Below are 21608 nucleotides of genomic sequence, written 5' to 3' on the forward strand. Positions count from 1 at the left end.
ACAATCTTACAGACGGAACAACTGGAAAAAGGTTCCTGCCGAGTTGTTACCCACAGCTTGTGGATAATAACTAATCCGCAATTGTGGATAAGTCCTGGTTCGGCCTTGATTGGCCGCTGACCGCATCGGACAAGAGCCGCAACCGTATCTGGCATGTGCAGCTCAATCCGTTATAAGAGCTACTTTCTCTATCCATTCGCTGTCATTCCAGATATCAGGATTGTCGATCGTCTGACCATCCCCGCGAACGATGGAATCGTAGCTGTCCTTTCCGCTCGCATACCAATCCGCAATAACTGCCTTTCCATTTGAACGATGGACAAGAAACTCGGTAGGTTCAGCATAGCTGCCCACGTCCTTTTGAACGCGCGCATCTAATTTCAAATAGACGTAGCTCTTGTCTCCTCCGTCGTACTCTGCTTTACTAACGCCAATATCAACATCGGTCACCAGGTTATCCACAAGATTGTTCTTGAGAAACAGATCATACTGGGCTGCAATCTTTTTTTTCATATAATGATTAAGGTTTTTGTTCTCGATATAAGCATCCAAATCGATCTCCGAGCCGTTCCAGATCGCCTTGTAATAGTCAGCCAAAGCTTTTGCGCACATTTCATACGCCGTTTCAAAATCCGAACCAGCCCGATCGCCTTCAACCTCGACGGAAAAGCCGGGGGGGATCTGTCGAGCCCTGTTCTTTCGTGACGGGCAGAGCTGCTGTGTTTATAGCACCTTTCGCGTTGCTATCTTCCACGGCGGCAGGAGTGTTTCCTTCGTCGCTGCTCTCACATCCGCACAGTGTACATACAAGCGCCAGAAGCAGGCAAGAACGTTTCACCGCGCTTCCTCCAATCTGTGCGTCCGGATATGCATGTTCACGTCAGCCTCCCCTTTCTACTCAAGGAAACGAGTCGGAGCGTCCGGAAGGTTGCAATTTGGCAACCATTTCGTATGATTTTATGATGACCGTCCAGGTTGATTTGAAGTATGTTATACTAACCCTCTATAGAAAAAAACGACTCGGCGCCTTGTTTATTGGGAAACTAGTGAAGATATCCATGGTCCGTGTTCATAAATAAATAGGGTGCGTCTATCATTCCTAGGAACGACAAGTGGAATTTGCACTTTTAAACGAGGTTTGGATACACGGTGCTTGTACCTCTCGGTGCGGCTATGAGCCTTATAAGAAGCTGGCCGCATGGAATTTGAACGGCAATTGGCAACAGGAGGTTGTGAACATGGCAAAGGCAAAGGTCCCCAAGCGTCCCACGAGAGATGAGTTCGTCCTGGAGGAAATAGGGAACCAAATAACCGAAGCGTATCAGGAGAATTCGGAAATCGTTCTGACGGTCTGGGGCCGGGAGGAGTTCGTGCGAGGGCAGATCGTGGTCATGGATTCCCGCACGGGCAAGGTTCATGTCCAGCAGGCGCAGGATATGGTCAAAATTCCGTTCATGGATATCATGTCCGTGGACTATCCAAGAGATTGAATTGACGGACCATGATCAATACCCCAGGACCCTTTGGTCCTGGGGTATTGTTTTTACGAGGCGGCTTCCCCGCCACCTCCAGACGCCCTGTTGCCGGCAGCAGGCTTGAGCTGCAAGCCGGGCGAGCACGCTCCGCGGCTCCTTATGACCTTCCCGGCTCCGGCATCGGCCGGCAGCTTCGCCATAGGCGAACGGCCATCAGACGATTCGGCTGGGCGCGATTCCATGATGCTGCTTGAACAGCTTGATGAAGTAGCTCTTATTGTCGTATCCGAGCGAAAATGCCGCCTCTTCCACCGATTTTCGGGAATCGCTGATGAGGGCCATCGCCCGCTCCATCTTCATCCGGTTCACGAACTCGATGAAGTTTTCTCCGGTCTCTTTCTTGAAGAGGCGGCTGAAATAACTGGGATTCAGATGCAGGTATTCCGCCGTCTCTTCAAGCGAAATCTTCCGGCTCAGGTGCAGCCTGACGTAGTTTTGCGCATCCACGATCTCGGTCTTTTTGCTGCTGCTGGCGATTCGTCCGGCCTGGGCGACGGCTTCCGCCAAAAACCTGGCCAGCCACTCCCTAAGCTCGCTGACATGCGTCATGCATCCGATCTCCTGCTGCACCCTCTCCTTGTCGTACGCCATGCCGAGCCGCAGCTTGAGCAGCAGGTCGAGGGCAAGCTTCCAGGCCAGCTGCTTGACGGCCGCAGGCTGGAACCGGCGTTCCGCCACCAAGCCGATGAACGCCTCCACGGCCGGGCCGACTTCGTCGCTCGTCTCCAGCAGCAAGCGGCCAAAGCGCTCCGCGTAGTGGAAATGATAGGCGAAGGGATCTTCCCGATTCCATTCCCGCTGCAGCTCGGCCTTCTTGACCGCGACCGGCCCTTCGGAGTAAAACAGCCGCTCTCCGGCTTCCTGCAGCTCTATCAGCTGCCGCCTGAGGCTTGCTCCCGTCGAGGCTTCCTCTCCGATCGCAACGGAATACTCCAGCTTCAGCACGCCGGCGAACGCCCGCTGCAGCTTCCCCGCAGCGGAGGCGGCATGCTCGTAGGGATTGCGCGCCAAGTCTTTCCTGTATCCGTAGAGCACGAAAAACGCGCTTCCCGCATGCCCCATGAACAGCATGTCCGGCTCGTCCCGCAGCAGCTCCTCGGCTGCGTTCTCCACGATGAACCTGACGGCATCCTCCTGCCGGTAGCGCCGGATCGCCTCCTGATGCCGGTGGGAGCGGAACAGCAGCGGAATGAAATGTCCCAGGCGGGCGGGCAGGCCATGCTCCCGGAGCTGTTCCAGCAAAGTCGAAGGATCCGCATAGGCCGATGAGAGCACCTCTCTCAGCCACTGCTCCCTGGCTGCCGCCTTGCTCTTGCTCGCCTGGACGCTGAGCCGGTCCACCTTGATCTTCAGGCTCTTGTCCTCTTCGATCTTGACCTGTGCCTTGCGGATCATTTCCGCGATGCCCTGACGGGTCAGCGACTCCTTGAGCATGTAGTCCTGAACGCCAAGCTGAACGGCTTGCTGGGCATAGTGGAATTCATCGTGGCAGGACAGAATGACGAACCGGCTCTTGGCCCCCTCGGACTGCAGCCTCCGGATCAAGCTGAGTCCGTCGAGCTCCGGCATGCCGATATCGGTCAGAATCAGGTCGGGGTATCCCCCTCGGCATGCTTCAAGAGCATCCAGCGCGTTCGTATAGGTCCCCGCCAGCTCAAAGCCGAAAGCCTCCCAAGGCACGAGCTGCTTGAGAAAGGCCAGCACCGCCACATCGTCGTCCACGAGAATGGCTTTATGCATGAAGGAGCTCCTCCCTGCTCTGCAGCGGAATTTTAAGAATGATCCTCAAGCCCGCTCCAGGCTCGCTCGTCATCTCCATCTCGAACCGGATTCCATACATGATCTGCAGCCGCTCCTTTACGTTCCTAAGGCCGATGCCGGACATCGGGGCGCCGCTGCGGAACAGCTCCAGCGCCTCTTCGGCCATGCCGATGCCGTCGTCGTGGATTTGAATAAAGAGCGTCGCCTGCCGCTTCCAGGAAGTAATGGCGATTTCTCCGCTCTTTTGGCGCAGGCCATGGAGGTAAGCGTTCTCCACAAGCGGCTGCAGCGTGAACCGCGGAATCGACGCCAGCAGCGTGTCCGAGGCCAGATTGACGGTAAGCTCCGCCTGCTCATGATGCCGGAAGTTCATCAGCTGCATGTAATGCCCGACGGTAGCGACCTCTTCGTGCAGCGGAATGAACTCGTTGTTGCGGTTGATCGTCATGCGCAGCAGCGTGGACAGAGAGCCGATAATGCCCCCGATTTCCTCTTCGCCCTTCAGAATGACCTGCATGCGGATGGAGTTGAGCGTATTGAACAGGAAATGGGGGTTGATCTGCGCCTGCAGAAGCTCGAGCTCGGCCATCCGCTTGCGGGTCTGCTCCTCCTCGATCTGCACGATCATGTCCGAGATGCGGTCCAGCATGCGGTCGAAGGCAAGCCCCAGAAATCCGACCTCATGCCGTCCTCTGACGCCCGAGCGCTCGTCCAGAAAACCTTTCTCGACTTTGGAGGCCGTCCGCGCGAGCCGGATGACGGGCTTCGTCCATTGGTTGAGAAAATAGAGCAGCAAAAGGGCGAACAGCAGGAAGAAAGCAAGCTGCAGCACGAACGTCCGGTTGAACACGCTGCCGATCCCGCTCGTGACTTTTTCGTATGGAGTGAGGCTGAGCAGGCTCCATCCGGCAAAGGGCAGCGAGTGGCTTACCGTCAAATAATCGGCTCCGTTCCATTCGGAGCGGCCGTTCTGTCCCTGCGGCGGGGCTGGCACTGGAGCTCTGGACCCGATCTGCGACGGGTCGGTATGAGAGACGATCACGCCGTTTTTATCCAGCAGCATCAACACCGGATCGCCTTCGTAACGAGCGAATATTTGCCGGAACTGGCCTTCGGGCTTGCTCAGGATGATATAGGCGCTCACGCCGTTGTTGTACAGCTGGAACTTGCGGATGATCGTGACCACATGGGGATATTTATCGGCTTCCGACCGGATGTAGTTGTTTTGCGTGCCCAGCCATGTAGTCGTGTTGCCCGGCTCGGCGGCCATCTCCTCGAGCCACTTCTCCTTGTACATGAAGTTCAGGCTGTTGTTGTAGGTCGAATAATTCGTGAAGTACAGGCCATTGGGCAGCAGAATGGTCACATAGGTCTCTCCGCCGAAAAAGGTGATCCGGTCCAGCTTCTCCGAGAGATGCCGGAACGAGAAGAAATCGACCTTCCCCGTCCCGTCCTGCTTGTATTTGTTCCAGGCGATGCGCATATCCGTTATCGTCTCGCTGTCGTATTGGATGGAATTGAAAGCGTTTACCATATCCTGCATGATATTGGACGTATACAGCTCGGCCACTTCCAGCGACTGCTCCGCCTTCTCGACCGCTTTGGCCTTCAGCTCGTTTTTCGCATACAGCCCAAGCAGGATAAGGGTGATGACGGACGGCACGACAAGACAGAGCAGGGACATTACGATCAGCTTCTGCCTCCAGCTTATCAACGGCATGCGCATGGCCCCTGCCTCCCGTCCGCGTTCCGGAATAAGTTCATCGTTCCGCCGTTCAGGCCGGACGTTTTTTAAGATGGAAAAGGGGATGCCGCAAGAGCATCCTCCCCCCCATTATAATTTTGGAGCTACTTGTTTGCATCTATAATTTTTTGCAGGCTCGCCTTGATGGAGGCCATCGTCTTATCGATGTCATTATTGCCGAGCATGTACGTGTCCGCTTCCGCGATATAAGCCTTCTCCAGATCGCCTGCGTAGGACACCGTAATCGGCGGGATCGGCAGCTTCGTCACGCTCAGGACGTTGATCAGCGATGCCTTGTCGATTTTGTCCGGCGACTGCGTCGCGCTCACGATCCGGTCGACCTCCTGATTGATGTCGGCCTTCTTCCAAGCCGAGAACTGGTGGGTCAGCGCCATTCCTTCGGTCGACAGATAGCGCAGGAAGCGATAGGATTCTTCCTTGTGCTTGGAATGGGAGGAGATGACGAGCGGATCGGCGCCGCCGAACGAGTAGACGTCGTCTCCGGCCGCGTTGGTCGGCCAAGGCGCGAATGCCGATACGAATGTCGCCGGAATCTTGTCGGTGCCGCCGGCCTCGGCTACCATCCACGGTCCGGTCGGGAGCATGGCGGCTTTTTGCTGGAAAAACTGATTGCGGTAAGGAATCTTCTGCGTAATGACGTCCTGATAAGGCGTCGCTGATTTATCCGTCTTCTCCATCTCGTAGCGCAGCTCGAGCGACTGCTTCATCAGCGGGTTGTCGGCATTGAGCGTCTGGCCGTCGTCCTTCATGATGCCTTGATCCGTCGATGCGCTATAGAGCTTCAGCAGGAAGTAGTCCTTCCATTCATGGAAATGCGCGCCGTAGGTCTTGCTCGCCCCTTCGCCCTTGGTCAGCTTCTTGGCGTAGTCCCGGAATTCATCCCAGGTCCAGCTCTTCGGCACCTCGAGGTTCGCCGCGTCCAGCAGCTCCTTGTTCAGAAGAATCATCCACGGCCCGAACTTTCCCGGAAGGGAATAACGCTTGCCGTCCAGCTTTTGCTGCTCCGCCTTGTACTCGTCCTCGTATTTGACGCCTTCCTTGGCCAGATAGCCGTCCATCGGCTCCAGCATCCCGCTCGCGGCGCGCTGGGCGAAGGCCGGGGCAGAGTTCAGCGTAAAGACGTCAAAATCGTCGTCCGAAGCGTACATCAGATCGATCTTCTTGATCGTTTCGTTCGAATCGTTCTCGACGAGCGGAACATAGTCGACTTTGATATCGGGATTCGCTTGCTGGAAGGCGTCGATGGCGGGCTGATAGACGGATGCCTTTTCCCAGCCCAGGAATTTGATGGAGACGGGCTCCTTGACGGCAGGAGCGGTGGCGCTCGGACTCGCGCCGCCAGCCTGCTTGGGCGAAGCTGCGTCGTTCGCAGATCCGTCGCCGCAGCCGGACAGCAGGCCTGTCGCCAGCAGCGCGGCCGCAGCGGCCGACAACCATTTCTTTTTCATTTTTCAACCTCCCGGTTTAGGTGCATCTCTTTTTTGACAATCAAAACTTACCATAGTCCAGAGCGTGATCAGAGCTACTATTTTGACTGATCCGGAATTATTTTTACCCTTTTACGCCGCCCATCGCGATGCCTTCGATGACCTGCTTTTGCCCGATGACGAAGATGACGATAAGCGGCAGGATGGCCGATACGGTCCCTGCCATGATGAGAGAATAGTAGACTCCGCTCTCCGAAGCGAATTTCTGAATGCCGAGCTGAATCGTCGAGAGACGGTCGCTGCGCAGGAAGATGAGCGGATTGGCATAGTCGTTCCAGGTCCAGATGAACCGCAGGATGCCGTAAGTGGCCAGCGCGGGCTTCACCAGCGGCAGCGTGATCTGCAGGAAGATGCGGGCATGCCCGGCGCCGTCCAGCTTGGCCGCCTCCAGGTAATCCCTGTGAATGCCGAGAAAGAACTGGCGGAGCATGAAGGTGCCCAAGGCGCTGAAGGAGCCGATCACGATCAGGCCAAGGTGGCTGTCGAACAGATGCAGCCATCTGAAGAGGAGGAACTGCGGCACGATGATGGAATAGCTCGGCACCATGAACGTCATCAGCACGACGAGAAACATGACGTTCCTGCCCTTGAAATCCACATGCGCGAATCCATAGGCGGCCATGCTCGACACCAGGACGGATACGACCGTCGTAAGCGCGCTTACCTTGATTGTATTCCAATAATAGGTGCCGAAGGGATGCTCGCCGAACCACACCTCGCGGTAATTGCCATAGAGGTTCCAATGCTTCGGAATCCATTCGATCGGATAATTGAACACATCGATCTCGGGCTTGAACGAAGCCGAAATCATCCACAGGAACGGCGTGATGAAGGCGGCGCCTATGATGAGCATTGCGATCGTGGCGGCCGTCCGGACGCCTCTTTTCTGTTTATCCATATGTCGTCACCCCGATCAGTAGTTGACCCATTTCTTTTGCCCGTACAGCTGGAACAGCGTAATCAAGAGGACAAAGCCGAACAAGATCAGCGCCATGGAGGAAGCATAACCGGTCTTGAGGTTCTCGAACGCCGTCGTATAGAGGTAGTAGGTCACGACGGAGGTGGAGTAGGCCGGTTTTCCTTCGGTCAATACCTTGATGATGTCGAACGCCTTGAACGAGCTGATGAACCCGGTGACGAGCAGGAAAAACGTCGTAGGCGACACCAGGGGTAAGGTGATCCGGCTGAACCGGGTCCACGCGCCCGCGCCGTCGATGTCCGCGGATTCGTATAGATCCTTGGGGATGGACTGCAGAGCGGCCATATAGACGATCAGGCAAAACCCGATTCCTACCCAGACCATGATGATCATGACGGACGGCAGGGCATAACGGATATCCGCGAGCCAGGTGGGCGGGCTGCTCACGCCGAGGGAACGCAGAAATTGATTGATCGGACCGTAGGACGGCTGGAAGAGCAGCTGGAAGCAGATCGAGACGGCCACGATGCTGGAGATATACGGCATGAAAAAGATGATTTTAAAGAGGCCCTTCCAGTAGACCAGCCTGTCGATGATGACCGCGAGGACCAGAGAGATGATCAGCTGGATAGGGACGACGAGCAGCAGCCAGAGGTTGTTCTTGAGCGAGGTGAGGAAGACATCGTCGTCGAACAGCCTGGAAAAGTTTTTAAAGCCGGTGAATTTGAGCTTGTCGACGCCGGAAATAAAGCTCCAATCCGAAAAGCTGAGAATAAAGGTAAGGAGCGTCGGGATGATCGTCAGGATCAACAAGCCCAGAAACATCGGTCCGATGAAGATGTAGCCCGAGAGCGTCTCCCTCCGCCGGGCGGCTGAACGGACGCGCGGCTTCGGCTTGCTCCTGGCCGTCTTCAGGATGGTATTGTTCATGGCTCGCACCCCTTCATCATTATCGATCTCTGTACAAATCGTACCGAAGATCGCCGAAGGGAATAAGCCTTGGAAATGACCGATTTGAAAATATTTTTACTTTTTCATGATGGGAACCTTAGAGGCAGCCCCGGCGTTCGGGCTTGCGGACAGATCAAAACGGAGATGCGCAAGCGCACCTCCGTTCCCGGCATCTATTTAGCTTTAATAGTAGAAATGGCTTTGTTATAGCTTGTAATATCGTGAATACCGTTCAGCAGCAGGCGTTCCGGTTCCTTCATGGCGGGAAAAGAATAGGTCTGCTCCCGTAGGACCTTCTGGATGTATGATCTGTAGAAAGCAGAAACCCTTCTAGGCAAATAGAGTCAACTTCCTAGAGCGAAGTCCTTATTAAAAGGCAGGAGCAGGTGATTCGTCTATTTTCATACGGAGCAAGCTATAAGGCTTCTGCCGCAGGTCATATCCATAATGAAATCTGGCCTGCCGATGCAATTGGTTCACGGTGAAATATAAGTATTGATCTGGACCAATCGCAAAAGTATCCGGCCATAAAATTCTCGGATCATGTGCGATCGTTTCCATGATGCCGTTGGGCAATATCTTTCGAATACTGTTGTTTTCATAATCTCCAACATAAAGGGTTCCTTTTGCACCGGTGAACATTCCATCTGAAGCTCCTTTTTCTCCCCCATACTTCACGTGATCCTGTACATTCATATCCGGTATCGTTCGGTCTCTTAGGACTTCCGTTGAAATCGAGTACAGCTGTCGACTGGAGAGAGGACAAAAATACAAAATCTTGCCGTCCGGGGAAATCGCTATACCATCCGAGGCTAATCTAAAGGGTGAAGTAGATCCATCTTTGTTGCGGTTCATCAGGATTTCGCCTTCGACTTTCGGTAAAAAAAAGAGATCGGGCGAAGTTGAATTTGCCCCGTTCAACCGTCTCCAGGCATATCCCGTTTCTAAATCAACGACAATAATGGCCCCCGGTCCTCGGGTAGACGAATCCGTTATATAAGCATAACCTGATTTCCCAACACGAAAATCAAATCGGACATCATTCAGATAAGTGGTTGGCAGGACAACATCCTCTGTAAATGTAAATACGCTTCTTATGGTATTTGTATTTAAATCGACAGCGACTAACTTCGCCCCCCCTTTGATGGGTTCTGAAAAATTAGGAGCCCCCGTATCCAGTACCCAAAGCGTTCCCTTTCCATCCGCAAAGACACTTTGGACACTAATGAAGGACGTTGTGATTGTCGATTGGCTTGCCAAATTAGCTTCTAAACTAGGATAAGGCTGCAAGGTTCCGCAAACGATTTCAGCCACCGTAAATTCAACATCGTCTCCCCATTTTGGAAAACAAATAAAAACTCGTCCGGTTTCAGAAACAGCAACGCCTGTAGGCATGGCTCCGTAAAATAAAAAAAACGCCTCAAGCTTTCCGAAATACCTTTCACTCGGCAACGTCATGAATAAAATCCTCCTCAACAGGTTCGAACTGCTATCACTTATATATGACTGAATGAGGGGCTTCAAGTGCCCGGGTAATAAAATTTTTTACGGAAATGCCCCGGGACGTCGCCCGGCTTGCCCTGCTGCGCTCCTGCTTGCGCCGCGCTGTGGTGCTGAAGAACTTCGGTTAAGCAGAAGAAAGAGGGAGGCCCCCTTAAGGGCCTCCCTCTCGCTTGTCAAGATTCGCGGCGCGGGTCCGTCCAATCAAGCGCGTCCGCCGACGTGCAAAAGGTCTCCTTGAAAGGAGGCCATTTCCGCAGTCTGCTTATAATTATCGGCGTAAGTTCAGAAAACTACCCTTTTATTGTTGGTCCGGCAGACGCAATGCGTTTGCCGAAGTTTGCGCTTGATCTAAAAATTCCTCTGCTTGGGTCAATTGCTGCCGGGCCGTCTCCAGGGCTTGTGAATTTGTTGCCGCATTAGATTCACTTATCGAGCTTATCGCTTGATTTAAAGCCGATTTCACCTCAGAAACCGCGTTAGATGCATGCTGCTCCAGCGCATTGCCGCTCGAGTCAAGTGCGCCTTCTGCCGGTTTTCTTGCGTTTTCGGTGCTTAGAGCCATTTTCTTTTCATTGGGCAAGGTGATTCCTCCTTCCTTGAGCAAAGATCAGCCACTTAAACAGAACTAAGTATGCGGTTGAAATTTTGTTTATATTCTTACGCCTGCATGGGAATTATCCGACCCTACATTTCCGGCAATCCTTTTTAGAATAGGATCCGATGAATTGGAAAATCTAACGTAGTGAAAAAAAGGAGGGGATAAATTCTCAATGAATACGCCAACGCTAGCGCCGCACGAATCGATGGAACTGCATGAAGCTTTAAACTTTAAAACGCTCTGCATCGCCAAGTCAAAGCTTATGCAAGGCTTGGTCTTTGACCAAGAGCTGAAAGCTTTAATGCAGAAAGACGTCATTCAATCCACACAACAAATCTCCGAGCTGCAAGCAATCTACGCAAGAGCTCCTTTCCAAGCGCCAGTTCCGAATAGCCCCACACCTATAACACATTAAAGGGGAACGCAAATGAATACTGATCATCTAGACCCGATTAATTCATTAAATATGCCGGAAATGGCAGATATGACTTTTGCAATGGACTTCCTTCTTCGTGCCAAGGAGGGTGTGCGAAATTTGTCCATCGCCCTGACGGAAACGGCTTCTCCGGATGTAAGAGCTCTGCTGCGCAATCATCTTAATCAGGGGATTGCTATGCACCAAGAAATCACGGAGCTCATGATTCGCAAAAAATGGTTCCATCCTTACGAGCTGAACGAACAGTACCAACTCGACCAGCTTTCGGCGAAAAATACGGTCATGATCGGGCAGATGAATTTGTTCCCGGAGGATACGTCGCGTAAAGGGATGTTTGATCGGACCCCAGATGAACATATTGGAGGACATAAAGCATGAAGGCGGTAACGTATCAAGGGATTAAAAATGTCTTGGTCAAAGAGGTGCCGGATCCGAAGATTGAGAAACCGGACGATATGATCGTAAAGATCACCAGTTCCGCCATTTGCGGTTCCGACCTTCACCTTATTCACGGGATGATCCCTAACCTTCAGGAGAACTACGTCATCGGGCATGAACCGATGGGGATCGTAGAAGAGGTAGGCCCAGGCGTGACAAAGGTAAAAAAAGGCGACCGTGTGATCATCCCGTTCAACATCGCATGCGGAGAATGCTTTTTTTGCAAAAATCAGCTGGAAAGCCAATGTGACAATTCAAACGAAAACGGGGATATGGGCGCATTTTTCGGCTACTCCGGAACAACCGGCGGATACCCTGGCGGGCAAGCCGAGTATCTGCGAGTCCCGTTCGCAAACTTTACCCACTTCAAGATTCCCGAAAACTGCGAACAACCGGACGAAAAGCTAAGCTTGATCGCCGATGCCATGACGACGGCATTCTGGAGCGTAGATAACGCCGGCGTAAAGAATGGAGATACGGTCATCGTGCTCGGCTGCGGTCCGGTCGGACTTCTGGCCCAGAAATTCTGCTGGCTGAAAGGAGCAAAGCGGGTCATAGCCGTCGACTATGTCGATTACCGCTTACAGCATGCTAAGCGAACAAACAATGTGGAAATCGTAAACTTCGAACAGGATAAGAATATCGGCAACAATCTCAAGGAAATGACCAAAGGCGGCGCCGATGTCGTGATTGATGCGGTAGGAATGGACGGAAAGATGAGCGATCTCGAATTTCTGGCCAGCGGTTTGAAACTGCAAGGCGGCACCATGAGCGCATTTATCATTGCGACTCAGGCTGTCCGTAAAGGCGGGACCATCCAAGTCACTGGGGTATACGGCGGACGCTATAACGGATTCCCGCTCGGCGACATCATGGAGCGCAACGTGAATATCCGTTCCGGACAAGCTCCGGTCATTCACTACATGCCGTATATGTACGAGTTGGTTACGTCGGGCAAAGTGGACCCTGGAGACATTATTACGCACGTCATTCCGCTCAGCGAGGCCAAGCGCGGCTATGAAGTGTTCGATACGAAAACGGACAACTGCATCAAAGTCGTCTTAAAGCCTTGAATATGGATAGATACAAGGGAGGACCATCCGAATGAATTCCAATTACGCTTTGCATGAGATGCTGGAGGTTCATGAAATGGCTGCGTTCAAGACCATCTGCATGACCAAAACCATAACCTTTCAAGCTCTGGTAACCGACCCGGAACTCATGCAAATTTTGCAGCAAGACGCACAATTATCCCAGCAGCAGCTTCAGGAGCTCAGTGGAGTGCTGTCTAAATCGACCTTATAGGAGATAAAAACATGAACACAATATTAGAACACATGACAGGGCTTCATTCGCTGACCGATGACGTGATTGCAATGGACTGTTTGATGAACGCCAAGAGCGGAGTCAGAAACTACGCCATGGCCGTGACCGAATGTGCCACCCCCGAAATCAAGCAGATTTTGATGAAACAGCTCGACGAAGCCATAGATTCCCATGAAAAGATAACAACCTACATGATGCAGCGGGGCCTATACCATCCCTACCATATTTCAGAGCAAATTCAGCTCGATCTGAAAAACATTCAGACCGCTATGAACATTCCGTCCTGACACCGTATTCGTATCCGTCCCGACAAAAACGCGCAAAACCGCTATGGTTCAGGCGCGTTTTTTTGATTTTAGCCGAAGACTCCAAGAGAATAAAATGTTCCCCGTGTCTCGATTTATTTCATTTTTTTCGCAATCATCCATTTGTCCTTATCCGATTTTCCAGTCGATTTTCTCCATGATGGCCTTCAGCGACCGAATATTCTCCTTGGCATACCAATCCGGCTCGGACTGGCGGCTGTGGAAGCCGATCTCGGCGGCGAGGTAACCGCCGTAATTGATGTCCTTCAGCGCTTGCAGCACCGCTTCAAAATCGCCGCGGCCGTGTCCGGGCGGCAGACGGTCGCTGTCCGAGATGTGGACATGGTGCAGCTTGTCGCCCATCCGGTATACATAATCGCTCGGCACCTCGTTGCGGTACAGGGCGTGAATCGTATCGAACATCAGCTTCACGTTGTCGTGGCCGGACTGCTCGGCGAGCAGGATCGCGTCGTCGGCCGATTCAATCAGGTTGCTGTCCGTCGGCGTCGGCTCGATCACGAGCGTGATGCCGAGCTCCTTCGCATACGGCGCAATCTGGTCGAGCGCCTCGAGACTATAATTCCAGGCCTCCGTCTGCGACGTGCCGAACACGGCCCAGCCGGCCAGATAGATGACGGTCGGGCACTCCCAATCGTGGGCCAGCCGGAGAATGTCCTTGTAATGCTCCACGACCCAGGCGCGCTCCTCCGCTACCGGCGAGCTCGGGTTGTTGCCCGGTCCGCCGCCCGGCGCCGGAAGCATCGACGAGACGGCGAGCTTCTCCCTGCGCAGCAGGGCGAGGATGTCCCGACGGCGTTCGGCGTTGAGATGCGGGGGCCAGGCGTGGGGGCTGGCGCAGCCGATCTCAATCGCATCATAGCCGAAGCCCGCTATGCGCCGGATCGTCTCCTCGAGTGGATACGACGGAACCCATACGGGGAAGCTGCTGTACACCCAGGTATTGAACGAAAGTCCTTTCATCGGTACACGTCCTCTCGGAAGGGTAGTCTTGCTTCTTGTACGCCCGCGTCAGTCCCAGACAAAGACCGCTTTCTCCGTCTTGCGCTCGTCGAACATCCGGAACGCGGTCTCCGCTTCCCCGATCGGAAACGTGTGGGAAACGAGCTTCTCCACCGGAAGGCCCTTCTCCATGATGAACCTCGTGATTTCGTCATATTCGAAGATGGGAAAATACCAGGAGCCCATAACGGTGACCTGCTTGCGGATCAACTGATTGCTGGGATGGATCGTCAGTTCGCGGCATTCGCCGATGAACGCGGCGCGGCCGTGCGGCCTCAGGGCGTTCAGTGCCGTATTTTCCGCGTGCGGGCTGCCGGAGCAGTCGATCGCGGCATCGGCGCCGCGGCCTCCCGTAATCTCCATCACTCGGGCCAGCACGTCTTCCTTGCCGTTAATGACATAATCGGCACCCAGTTCCTTGGCGACCTCCAGCCGCTCGTCCAGCATGTCGACGGCGATGACGGTAGCGCCGAGCCCCTTTGCGACCATGACGCCGGCGCCCCCCATCGGGCCCATGCCGAAGATGACCAGCGTGTCGCGGCCGCTGATGGCCAGCCGCTTCTGCGCGTGGTACAGCGTGCCGACCGCATCGGTAGATACCGCTGCCACCAGGTAGCTCATGCGGTCGGGGATGCGCATGCAGTTCTCAGCCGGCACGACCATGTAGTCCGCGTCGCCGCCGTGCTGGTCAAAGCCGATGCATTTCCATTCCGGGCAAAACATCCGGTAGCCGCTCTTGCAGTGCGCGCATTCGCCGCAGCCGACGGCGAGGTACACGGCCACGCGGTCGCCTTCCTTGAAGCGGGTTACGCCTTCGCCCACCTGCACGATTTCACCCGCCGGTTCATGACCGGGGTGGATGCAGCCGGATTTGGCCGCTTCTCCTCCAACCACCGCATCGCTGCCGTAGTACAGGCTCATATCGCTGCGGCAGATCGCGGACGCCTTCATCTTGATCAGCACTTCGCCGCCGCCCGGCGAAGGAATCGGAACTTCCCTTATTTCGACCTTCTTGTCTCCCGGAAAAACAACCGCCTTCATCATAATGAGTCCCTCCTTGGTGGTTAGGTTGTTACGCGTATCCAGCGTTCCTCTTCGTGGCTCTGAAGGATGGCGTCCGTAATGCGCATGGACAGGTGTCCGTCCTCGAAAGTAGCGAAGTTCGGCCGGTCCTTGCGCGGGTCCTTACGATCGCGGATGAATGTATAATATTGAAGCATCATGTTCTTCAGCGAATCCGGCCAGCCTTCCGTATGCCCGCCGGGGTGGTGGATGGATGTCCGAGCTTCCTCCAGGAACAGCGAAGGATCCGCCATCAGAACTTCGTTCGATTTGTCCCGGTGTCCGATCCACAGACTGGCGGGCTCCTCCTGTTTCCAATAAGCGGATTTTCGGCTGCCGTTCAACTCGAAGCTCAGCGCATTCTTACGGCCTGCGCTGGCTTGGGAAACCGTAAAGGAGCCCTTGCTTCCATCCTCGAACCGGACGAGCACCGACGCGCAATCCTCGGTGCTGACAGGCACCTCTTCGTAGGCGGTTTCGCCGCCGTCCGTCTGCAGGCCGAACGTTGCACCGCTCGCGATCGGCTTTTTCCGGACCGGGTGGACCGTCCACAAATCCGCGAAGACGGCCGTGATCCGCTTGCCTGTCACATACTGTACCGTATCGCACCAGTGCGAGCCGATGTCCGCGACTGCCCGCGACCTTCCGCCGATCGCTTGGTCGAGCCGCCAATTATAGTCGGTATCGAACAGCAGCCAGTCCTGCAAGTAGCTGCCGTGCACGAGATGGATCGGGCCAAGCTCGCCTTGCTTTACCATCTCGGCCAGCTGCTTCATCATCGGGTATTGCCGGTAGTTGAAATTGACGCCGTGCACGACGCCGCGATCGCGCGCCAGGCGAAGCAGTTCCGCCGACTCGCGGCTTGTCATGGCCAGCGGCTTCTCGGACAGCACATGCTTGCCCGCAGCGATAATGGCTTTGTTGATCTCGAAATGAAGGTGGTTCGGCGTGCAGTTATGCACCACGTCGATGTCTGGATGGGCCAGCAGCTCCCGATAATCGCCATAGGCAAGCGGCACGCCAAGCTGTGCCGCTTTTTCCCGCGCCATCTCTTCGCCGTTCTGGGCGAGGGCGATGACTTCGACGAATTCGAGCCGGCGCATGGCCTCGATATGCGCCGGGCCGATAAAGCCGGTTCCGATGACGCCCGCCCGAATTTTGGGGGCCGTCATTTCTTGATCGCCTTTTTGCCGAACATCACGGCAAGGATGATGATAAGGCCCTTGATCATCATCTGCTGGGAGACGTCGAGGCCCATGATGATTAAGCCGTTGTTGATCGTGCCGATCATGATTGCGCCGACGACCGTTCCGATGATCGTGCCGACGCCGCCGAACAGGCTCGTGCCGCCGAGAATGACCGCGGCGATGACCGAGAGCTCGTCGCCTTCGCCGAAGGAAAACCGCCCGGCGTTCATCCGGCCCGCATAGAGCAGTCCTGCCAGACCGGCCATCAAGCCGGTACCAAGGAAGACGAGCAGCTTGATCCGCATCGTCTTGACGCCGGAAAAGCGGGCTGCGGTCTCATTGCCGCCCGTGGCCAGCGTCTGCCGACCGAACGACGTTTTGCGGAGCAGCACGTGGGCGATGACCGTGAACACCAGCGTCCAGATCAGCAGAACCGGAATCGGACCTATATCGCCCGAGCCGAAGATAAAGTTGAACGTATCGTTGACGATCGGTACCGGCGCCGTGTCCGTGACCCACATGGCAAGACCCTTAACCGCCCCCATCGTACCCAGTGTCACGAGGAATGACGGGATGGCCGCCTTCGTCACCAGCATGCCGTTGACCAGCCCGACAAGAACGCCGGTTCCAAGTCCGGCGATGAGACCGCCGATGACGCCGAAGCCGTGCGAAACCGCCAGGGCGCCCGTCAGCGAAGACAAGGCAGCGATGGAGCCGACGGAGAGGTCGATCTCGCCCGTGCTGATTACGAACGTCATCGCCAGACCCATCAGCGAGATGGTCGCCGTCTGCCGCACGATGTTGAGCAGGTTGCCCGTCGTCATAAAGCCGTCCGAATACAGGGTGACGGAGAAGTAAATGAGCACGCCGATGAATGCGATATAGACGATATAGTTGCGCCATTCGAAGCCCTTGAGTCCCGCGAACGGGGCCGGCTTCGCCGGTTCAATACCCTTGGATGGCATACTGAAGCTCCTCCTCTGTGTGAATGTCCTGCCGCTCCAATTCCTTGATAAGCCGGCCTTCGTGCATGATCAGCACCCGGTCGCTGAGCGCCAGCAACTCGGGCAATTCGGAGGAAACGACCAGCACCGCTTTACCGCTCTCCGCCATTTCGCGGACGATGTCGATGATTTCGGTTTTGGCGCCGATGTCGACGCCGATTGTCGGCTCGTCGAGCAGGAGAACATCCGGATCGTTCGCCAGCCATTTGGCGAGAACGATTTTTTGCTGGTTGCCGCCCGACAGCAGGTTACTCGTTTTGAAAATGTTGTCCGTCTTGATTTTCAGCCGTTCGACCATTCGCTTGCTGACGTCGTTCGCTTTGCGGTCGTCAAGCCAGGGGCCTTTCTTCATCTTCCGGATGATAGGCAGGATCATGTTGTCCCGCACGCTGTGCTGCAGCACCAGACCCTGCACGCGCCGGTCCTCCGGGATAAGCGCGATGCCCGCGTCAATGGCATCGGTCGCGCTGCGAATGGTGCGTCGTTTGCCGTTGAGGCGGATCTCGCCGCCGTCCATCGGATCGATGCCGAAAATAGTGCGAAGCAGCTCCGTCCGCCCGCTTCCCATTAGGCCGGCAATGCCGACGATTTCGCCGGGCCGGATGCTCAGGCTCACGTCCCGGACGCGTTCGCCCGAGGAGACGCCGAGCAGCTCCAGCACCGGCGCCGCTTCCTTCGCGTAGTCGCGCGCCACCCATTCGAACGCCTTATTGAAGGACTGGCCGACGATATGCTGGATAACGGATTCAAGGTTGGTCTCCTTGATCACTTCCGTCGTGATTTTACGGCCGTCCCGGAGGATCGTGATCCGGTCGCAGATTTTGAAAATTTCGTCCATCCGGTGCGAAATATAAATGATGGCATAGCCTTTGGCCTTCAGCTTTTCGATGAACGAGAACAGCACTTCCGTCTCCGTCTTCGTCAGCGACGAGGTAGGCTCGTCCATGATCAGCACTTTCGCTTCCTGCGATAGCGCTTTCGCAATTTCCGTCATCTGCCAATAGCCGACGCCGAGGTTCTGCACGACATCGTCCGGCTTGATGTCGACGCCCAGGTCGTTCAGGAGCTTCGCCGTCCGGATTTTGTTGTCCCTGTCGTCCAGCAGCCCCATCGCCGTCTTCGTCTCGCGCGTCAGAAAGATGTTCTGTGCAACCGTGAGCGTGGGGATCAGACTGAACTCCTGGAAGATCATCGAGATGTTGTTCGCCCTCGCATCTTCATAGCTGTGAATCGTAACGGGCTTGCCCTCGATCCGGATTTCGCCCTTGTCGGCGGAATACACGCCGGTGAGAATTTTCATGAGCGTCGATTTGCCTGCCCCGTTGCCGCCCATCAGCGCATGAACCTCGCCTTTATTCACCGAGAAGCTGACATCGTCGAGAACCGTAATGCCGTTAAACGCCTTGGAAATGTTCGTCATCTCCAGCACGGGTTGATCCATTCGCACTCACCTTCTTTGTGGGATGGCGGGAAAGGCCGCCCGGGTGCGGCCTTCCGCCTGATTCTGCTCCTTATTGCTTCAGCGCGTTCTTCACGCTGTCCGGTGCGTCCTGACCGTAAATCAGCTTCCAGTTGTCGAGCACATTCTCTTTCGTCACCTTGATCGCCGGGGACGCGACGTACGCGGGCGCCTGTTTGCCCAGAAGCGCGTAGCCCGCCAGAATCGCCTGCGCCACGCCCTGATCGTAAGGCAGCTGGGCGCCGAGACCGCGGACGATGCCATCGGACGCGATCGAAATCGCTACGTTCGTGCCGAGGTCGACTGTCGTCACGATCAGATCGTTCCGGCCGGCCGTCCGGGCGGCCGCCATAACGCCTTCGGCCGGCACGTCCCATGGGGCAAAGATTCCCTGAATGTCGGGATGGCGCGTCAACATCGCCGAAGCGACCTCTTCGCCCTTGTTCGGATCCGTGATGCCGCCGCGGGCCACGATTTCGATGTTCGGATATTTTTCCTTCATTCGTTTCTCGAAGGCGTCCGAGCGGTTCTTCGTGACGAAGAAGTTGACGTCATGGAAGACGACCCCGACCTTTCCCTTGCCGCCGAGCTTCTCGGCCATGATGTCCGCCGCGAGCGCGCCGTTGCCGTAGTTGTCGCCCGAAACGATGCTGATGTAATCCTTGCCGGGCTTCATGCCCTGCGCCGCGCCGTCCATGAACACCAGCTTGACGCCCTGCTGAACGGCTTTCTTGTAGGCGCCGGCCGTCGACACCGCATCGACCGGAACCGAAATCATGACGTCCGGCTTCTTCGCGAGCACCGTCTCGATGTCGTTCACCTGTTTCTCCGCTTTGAACTGGGCGTCCGTTACCGCAACCACCTTGATGCCCATCCGCTCAAAGGTGTTCTTCATGGCGCCGACGGCCGCGTTCATATAGTCGGTGCCGGAGTAATGCATGACGATGGCGGCCGTGTAATGGCCGTCCTTGATCTTCTTGAGCTCATCCTCGGTGAGCTTCAGCTCCTTGGCGGACACCGCCTTCTCACCGTTCGGACCGATGTCCTGCACCGGCAGGTCCGGGATGTTCGGATTGATCGTAAGCGGTCCGGATGCATCCGCACTGTAGTTTTTGGAGGTGACCTCCGCCGCCGACGTAGTTGTTTTTGCCGAGCCGCAGCCGGCAAGCGCCAGCCCGCTGACGAGCAGAACCGCGACTGCGGTTGTCCACGACTTTCTCTTCATGCTGCTTCCCCCGCTTTTTTGTTTTTTTGTCGAACCTGACGGTTGCGAACGATTCGTATCCTGAGTATATCGGGACCGGGGAAGCGGCTGTAGCCGACGATTTTAACCGCGCGGGGGGAAATTTTTAGCTGGAGGACCCTGACAAAAAAAAACGGGTCCGCGAACAATTCGCGAACCCGGTACTTCATTCAGTAGCCTTCCATGATCATGAATTGCGAGACCGTATCCACCGCCTGGTCCAGCGCTGCCTTAGCCGACTGCCTGCCGGACAGGTAGCTCTGGACTGCGGTTTGCACAGCTTCGGACAGCTGATTGTAGTTCTTGATGCGCGGCCGGCCCACGCCGACGCGCAGCGACGCTCCCAGGACGTCGTAATATTCCCGCAGTGACGTGTCCCCAAGGTGCCGTGCCGCCTCATAGGCCGACATACGCGTCACATGGTGGCGGTATTTCAGGTAGCCCTGCTGAGCCTCAACCCCCGCCAGGTAGGCAGCCAGGTCGAAGGCCGCCTGCTTCTGCCGGGAGTACTTGTTGACAGCCAGCCCCCACGAGCCGAAATGGGGTCCCCTTATGATCGTACCGTTCCGTTCCACGCCGGGCAACATGAACGAGCCCACCTGACCCTGCACCTTAGGGTTCAGCTTCATGTCGTGATAATTCATCCCCATCGCCGTCTGCCCGTAGCCGAAGGCAATCTCGACCTCGTCCCAGGTGTACCCCGTTACGCCGGGAGGCGTCACCTTGTCCTTGAGGATCCAATCGCCGTACGTCTCCAGCGCCCGGACACCAGCCGGCGAGTTGAAGACCGGCCGCATATTGTGGTCGAACAGCTCCCCGCCATATACGTTCAGGAACGATTTGAAATCGACGAAATTGGCTTCGCTCATGCCCGCCATCAGCGTTGTGCCGTACAAGTCGACCGTTCCGTCCCCGTTTGTGTCGCGCGTAAAAAAACGGGCCAGATCGAGGTACTCGTCCAGCGTCTGCGGCACCTCGAGCTCGCGGCCGTACCGCTCCCGGAATGCGGAACGGTTGGCCGGGTCGAGGAACAAATCCTTCCGATAGCTGACGGTCAGCACATTGGATTGGATGGGCAGGCTCCAAATATCGAAGCCGGCGTTCTGGATGCGGTCCACATCGACGACGTCCATGGCGGGCGGCTGCTGGCGCGACTGGATGGAATCGAAAACAGACGTATCCAGAAACACCTTGGCGATAAAATCGTCTACGCGGATTGGCGGGTTCGCGCTCCGGATGTAGGCGGAAAGGGGCTCCAGATGAGGAAGAATCCGCGGCATCCAAGGCGTATCCACGGCCATGAGGTCATACTGGGCGCTTTTCCGCGCGAGCTCCGAAAACACCTTTTCCTGCAGACTGTTGTAAGGAAACGTGTCGACTTCAACGGGTTGGCCAGTGATGGCCTGATAGCGCTCGGTCGCCGCAATCACGGCCTCCGAGCCGGCTTCAACCGTTGCGTACAACACCCGCAGCGGACGCGGCGCCGGGGGCTGCTCCTCGGGCCCGCCGCCGCCTGACTGGCTGCACCCTGCGAGCAGCAGCGAAGCAGCCAGCAGCGTAATCCATCCGACTCTCCATCGTTTCACTCCGGCTGTCCCTCTTCCGCACG

General features: G+C 55.8%; 21 protein-coding genes. 6 read left to right on the forward strand and 15 right to left on the reverse strand.

What is annotated here, in order from left to right; genetic code table 11:
* Positions 1–162: 162 nt before the first annotated feature.
* Positions 163–597 carry a hypothetical protein gene (locus tag PHU01S_RS16335; protein ID WP_127508569.1) on the reverse strand — a complete coding sequence of 145 codons (435 nt, stop codon included), beginning with the start codon at positions 595–597 and terminating at the stop codon, positions 163–165.
* 641 nt (positions 598–1238) lie between these two features.
* Between PHU01S_RS16335 and PHU01S_RS16340 the strand changes: the two genes are divergently transcribed.
* Positions 1239–1490 carry a YolD-like family protein gene (locus PHU01S_RS16340; RefSeq protein WP_049868889.1) on the forward strand — a complete coding sequence of 84 codons (252 nt, stop codon included), beginning with the start codon at positions 1239–1241 and terminating at the stop codon, positions 1488–1490.
* A gap of 198 nt (positions 1491–1688) precedes the next feature.
* Here the strand turns inward: PHU01S_RS16340 and PHU01S_RS16345 are convergent, their stop codons facing one another.
* The 7 genes from PHU01S_RS16345 to PHU01S_RS16375 form a co-directional block, all read right to left on the reverse strand.
* Positions 1689–3275, reverse strand: a complete 1587-nt coding sequence (locus PHU01S_RS16345; protein WP_127508572.1) for a helix-turn-helix domain-containing protein — start codon at positions 3273–3275, stop codon at positions 1689–1691.
* Positions 3268–5022, reverse strand: a complete 1755-nt coding sequence (locus PHU01S_RS16350; RefSeq protein WP_049868887.1) for a cache domain-containing sensor histidine kinase — start codon at positions 5020–5022, stop codon at positions 3268–3270. Before PHU01S_RS16350 ends, PHU01S_RS16345 begins: the two co-directional genes overlap by 8 nt.
* A 122-nt stretch (positions 5023–5144) precedes the next feature.
* Positions 5145–6509 (reverse strand): ABC transporter substrate-binding protein, encoded by a 1365-nt coding sequence (locus tag PHU01S_RS16355; RefSeq protein WP_021878561.1) that lies wholly within the window; start codon positions 6507–6509, stop codon positions 5145–5147.
* A 103-nt stretch (positions 6510–6612) separates the two neighbouring features.
* Complete coding sequence (locus PHU01S_RS16360) at positions 6613–7446, reverse strand: carbohydrate ABC transporter permease (protein ID WP_049868885.1); 834 nt, start codon at positions 7444–7446, stop codon at positions 6613–6615.
* Positions 7447–7461: 15 nt separating this feature from the next.
* Positions 7462–8397, reverse strand: a complete 936-nt coding sequence (locus PHU01S_RS16365) for a carbohydrate ABC transporter permease (protein WP_049868884.1) — start codon at positions 8395–8397, stop codon at positions 7462–7464.
* Positions 8398–8787: 390 nt separating this feature from the next.
* The gene (locus tag PHU01S_RS16370) at positions 8788–9876 is read right to left on the reverse strand and encodes an L-dopachrome tautomerase-related protein (protein ID WP_127508575.1); all 1089 of its coding nucleotides are present in this window, start codon (positions 9874–9876) and stop codon (positions 8788–8790) included.
* Between the two features lie 343 nt (positions 9877–10219).
* On the reverse strand, positions 10220–10501 hold the full coding sequence (locus PHU01S_RS16375; protein WP_049868882.1) for a hypothetical protein: 282 nt from the start codon (positions 10499–10501) through the stop codon (positions 10220–10222).
* Between the two features lie 190 nt (positions 10502–10691).
* Here PHU01S_RS16375 and PHU01S_RS16380 point away from each other — a divergent pair, with 190 nt between their 5' ends.
* The 5 genes from PHU01S_RS16380 to PHU01S_RS16400 are packed head-to-tail and all read left to right on the forward strand — an operon-like array spanning position 10692 to position 13006.
* On the forward strand, positions 10692–10934 hold the full coding sequence (locus PHU01S_RS16380) for a hypothetical protein (RefSeq protein ID WP_021878555.1): 243 nt from the start codon (positions 10692–10694) through the stop codon (positions 10932–10934).
* Positions 10935–10946: 12 nt separating this feature from the next.
* The gene (locus PHU01S_RS16385; protein ID WP_049868881.1) at positions 10947–11333 is read left to right on the forward strand and encodes a spore coat protein; all 387 of its coding nucleotides are present in this window, start codon (positions 10947–10949) and stop codon (positions 11331–11333) included.
* Positions 11330–12466, forward strand: a complete 1137-nt coding sequence (locus PHU01S_RS16390; RefSeq protein ID WP_021878553.1) for a zinc-dependent alcohol dehydrogenase — start codon at positions 11330–11332, stop codon at positions 12464–12466. Before PHU01S_RS16385 ends, PHU01S_RS16390 begins: the two co-directional genes overlap by 4 nt.
* A 31-nt stretch (positions 12467–12497) precedes the next feature.
* On the forward strand, positions 12498–12698 hold the full coding sequence (locus PHU01S_RS16395; RefSeq protein WP_127508578.1) for a hypothetical protein: 201 nt from the start codon (positions 12498–12500) through the stop codon (positions 12696–12698).
* Between the two features lie 11 nt (positions 12699–12709).
* On the forward strand, positions 12710–13006 hold the full coding sequence (locus PHU01S_RS16400) for a spore coat protein (RefSeq protein ID WP_048747009.1): 297 nt from the start codon (positions 12710–12712) through the stop codon (positions 13004–13006).
* Between the two features lie 147 nt (positions 13007–13153).
* Here PHU01S_RS16400 and PHU01S_RS16405 read toward each other — a convergent pair whose 3' ends face one another.
* The 7 genes from PHU01S_RS16405 to PHU01S_RS16435 all read right to left on the reverse strand — a co-directional run bounded on the left by PHU01S_RS16405 (position 13154) and on the right by PHU01S_RS16435 (position 21585).
* On the reverse strand, positions 13154–14005 hold the full coding sequence (locus PHU01S_RS16405) for a sugar phosphate isomerase/epimerase family protein (protein ID WP_049868880.1): 852 nt from the start codon (positions 14003–14005) through the stop codon (positions 13154–13156).
* A gap of 48 nt (positions 14006–14053) precedes the next feature.
* Positions 14054–15088, reverse strand: coding sequence for a zinc-dependent alcohol dehydrogenase family protein (locus tag PHU01S_RS16410; protein ID WP_232317002.1), 1035 nt, complete (start codon positions 15086–15088; stop codon positions 14054–14056).
* Between the two features lie 20 nt (positions 15089–15108).
* Positions 15109–16278 carry a Gfo/Idh/MocA family protein gene (locus PHU01S_RS16415; RefSeq protein WP_021878547.1) on the reverse strand — a complete coding sequence of 390 codons (1170 nt, stop codon included), beginning with the start codon at positions 16276–16278 and terminating at the stop codon, positions 15109–15111.
* On the reverse strand, positions 16275–17258 hold the full coding sequence (locus tag PHU01S_RS16420; RefSeq protein ID WP_049868878.1) for an ABC transporter permease: 984 nt from the start codon (positions 17256–17258) through the stop codon (positions 16275–16277). Before PHU01S_RS16420 ends, PHU01S_RS16415 begins: the two co-directional genes overlap by 4 nt.
* Positions 17239–18738 (reverse strand): sugar ABC transporter ATP-binding protein, encoded by a 1500-nt coding sequence (locus PHU01S_RS16425; protein WP_127508581.1) that lies wholly within the window; start codon positions 18736–18738, stop codon positions 17239–17241. Before PHU01S_RS16425 ends, PHU01S_RS16420 begins: the two co-directional genes overlap by 20 nt.
* Positions 18739–18808: 70 nt before the next feature.
* On the reverse strand, positions 18809–19981 hold the full coding sequence (locus PHU01S_RS16430; protein WP_127508584.1) for a substrate-binding domain-containing protein: 1173 nt from the start codon (positions 19979–19981) through the stop codon (positions 18809–18811).
* A gap of 188 nt (positions 19982–20169) precedes the next feature.
* A complete protein-coding gene (locus PHU01S_RS16435; RefSeq protein ID WP_246029257.1) occupies positions 20170–21585 on the reverse strand; it encodes an ABC transporter substrate-binding protein in 1416 nt (471 codons plus the stop codon).
* Positions 21586–21608 lie beyond the last annotated feature (23 nt).

This window comes from Paenibacillus humicus NBRC 102415 (assembly GCF_004000905.1).
GTDB lineage: Bacteria > Bacillota > Bacilli > Paenibacillales > Paenibacillaceae > Paenibacillus_O > Paenibacillus_O humicus.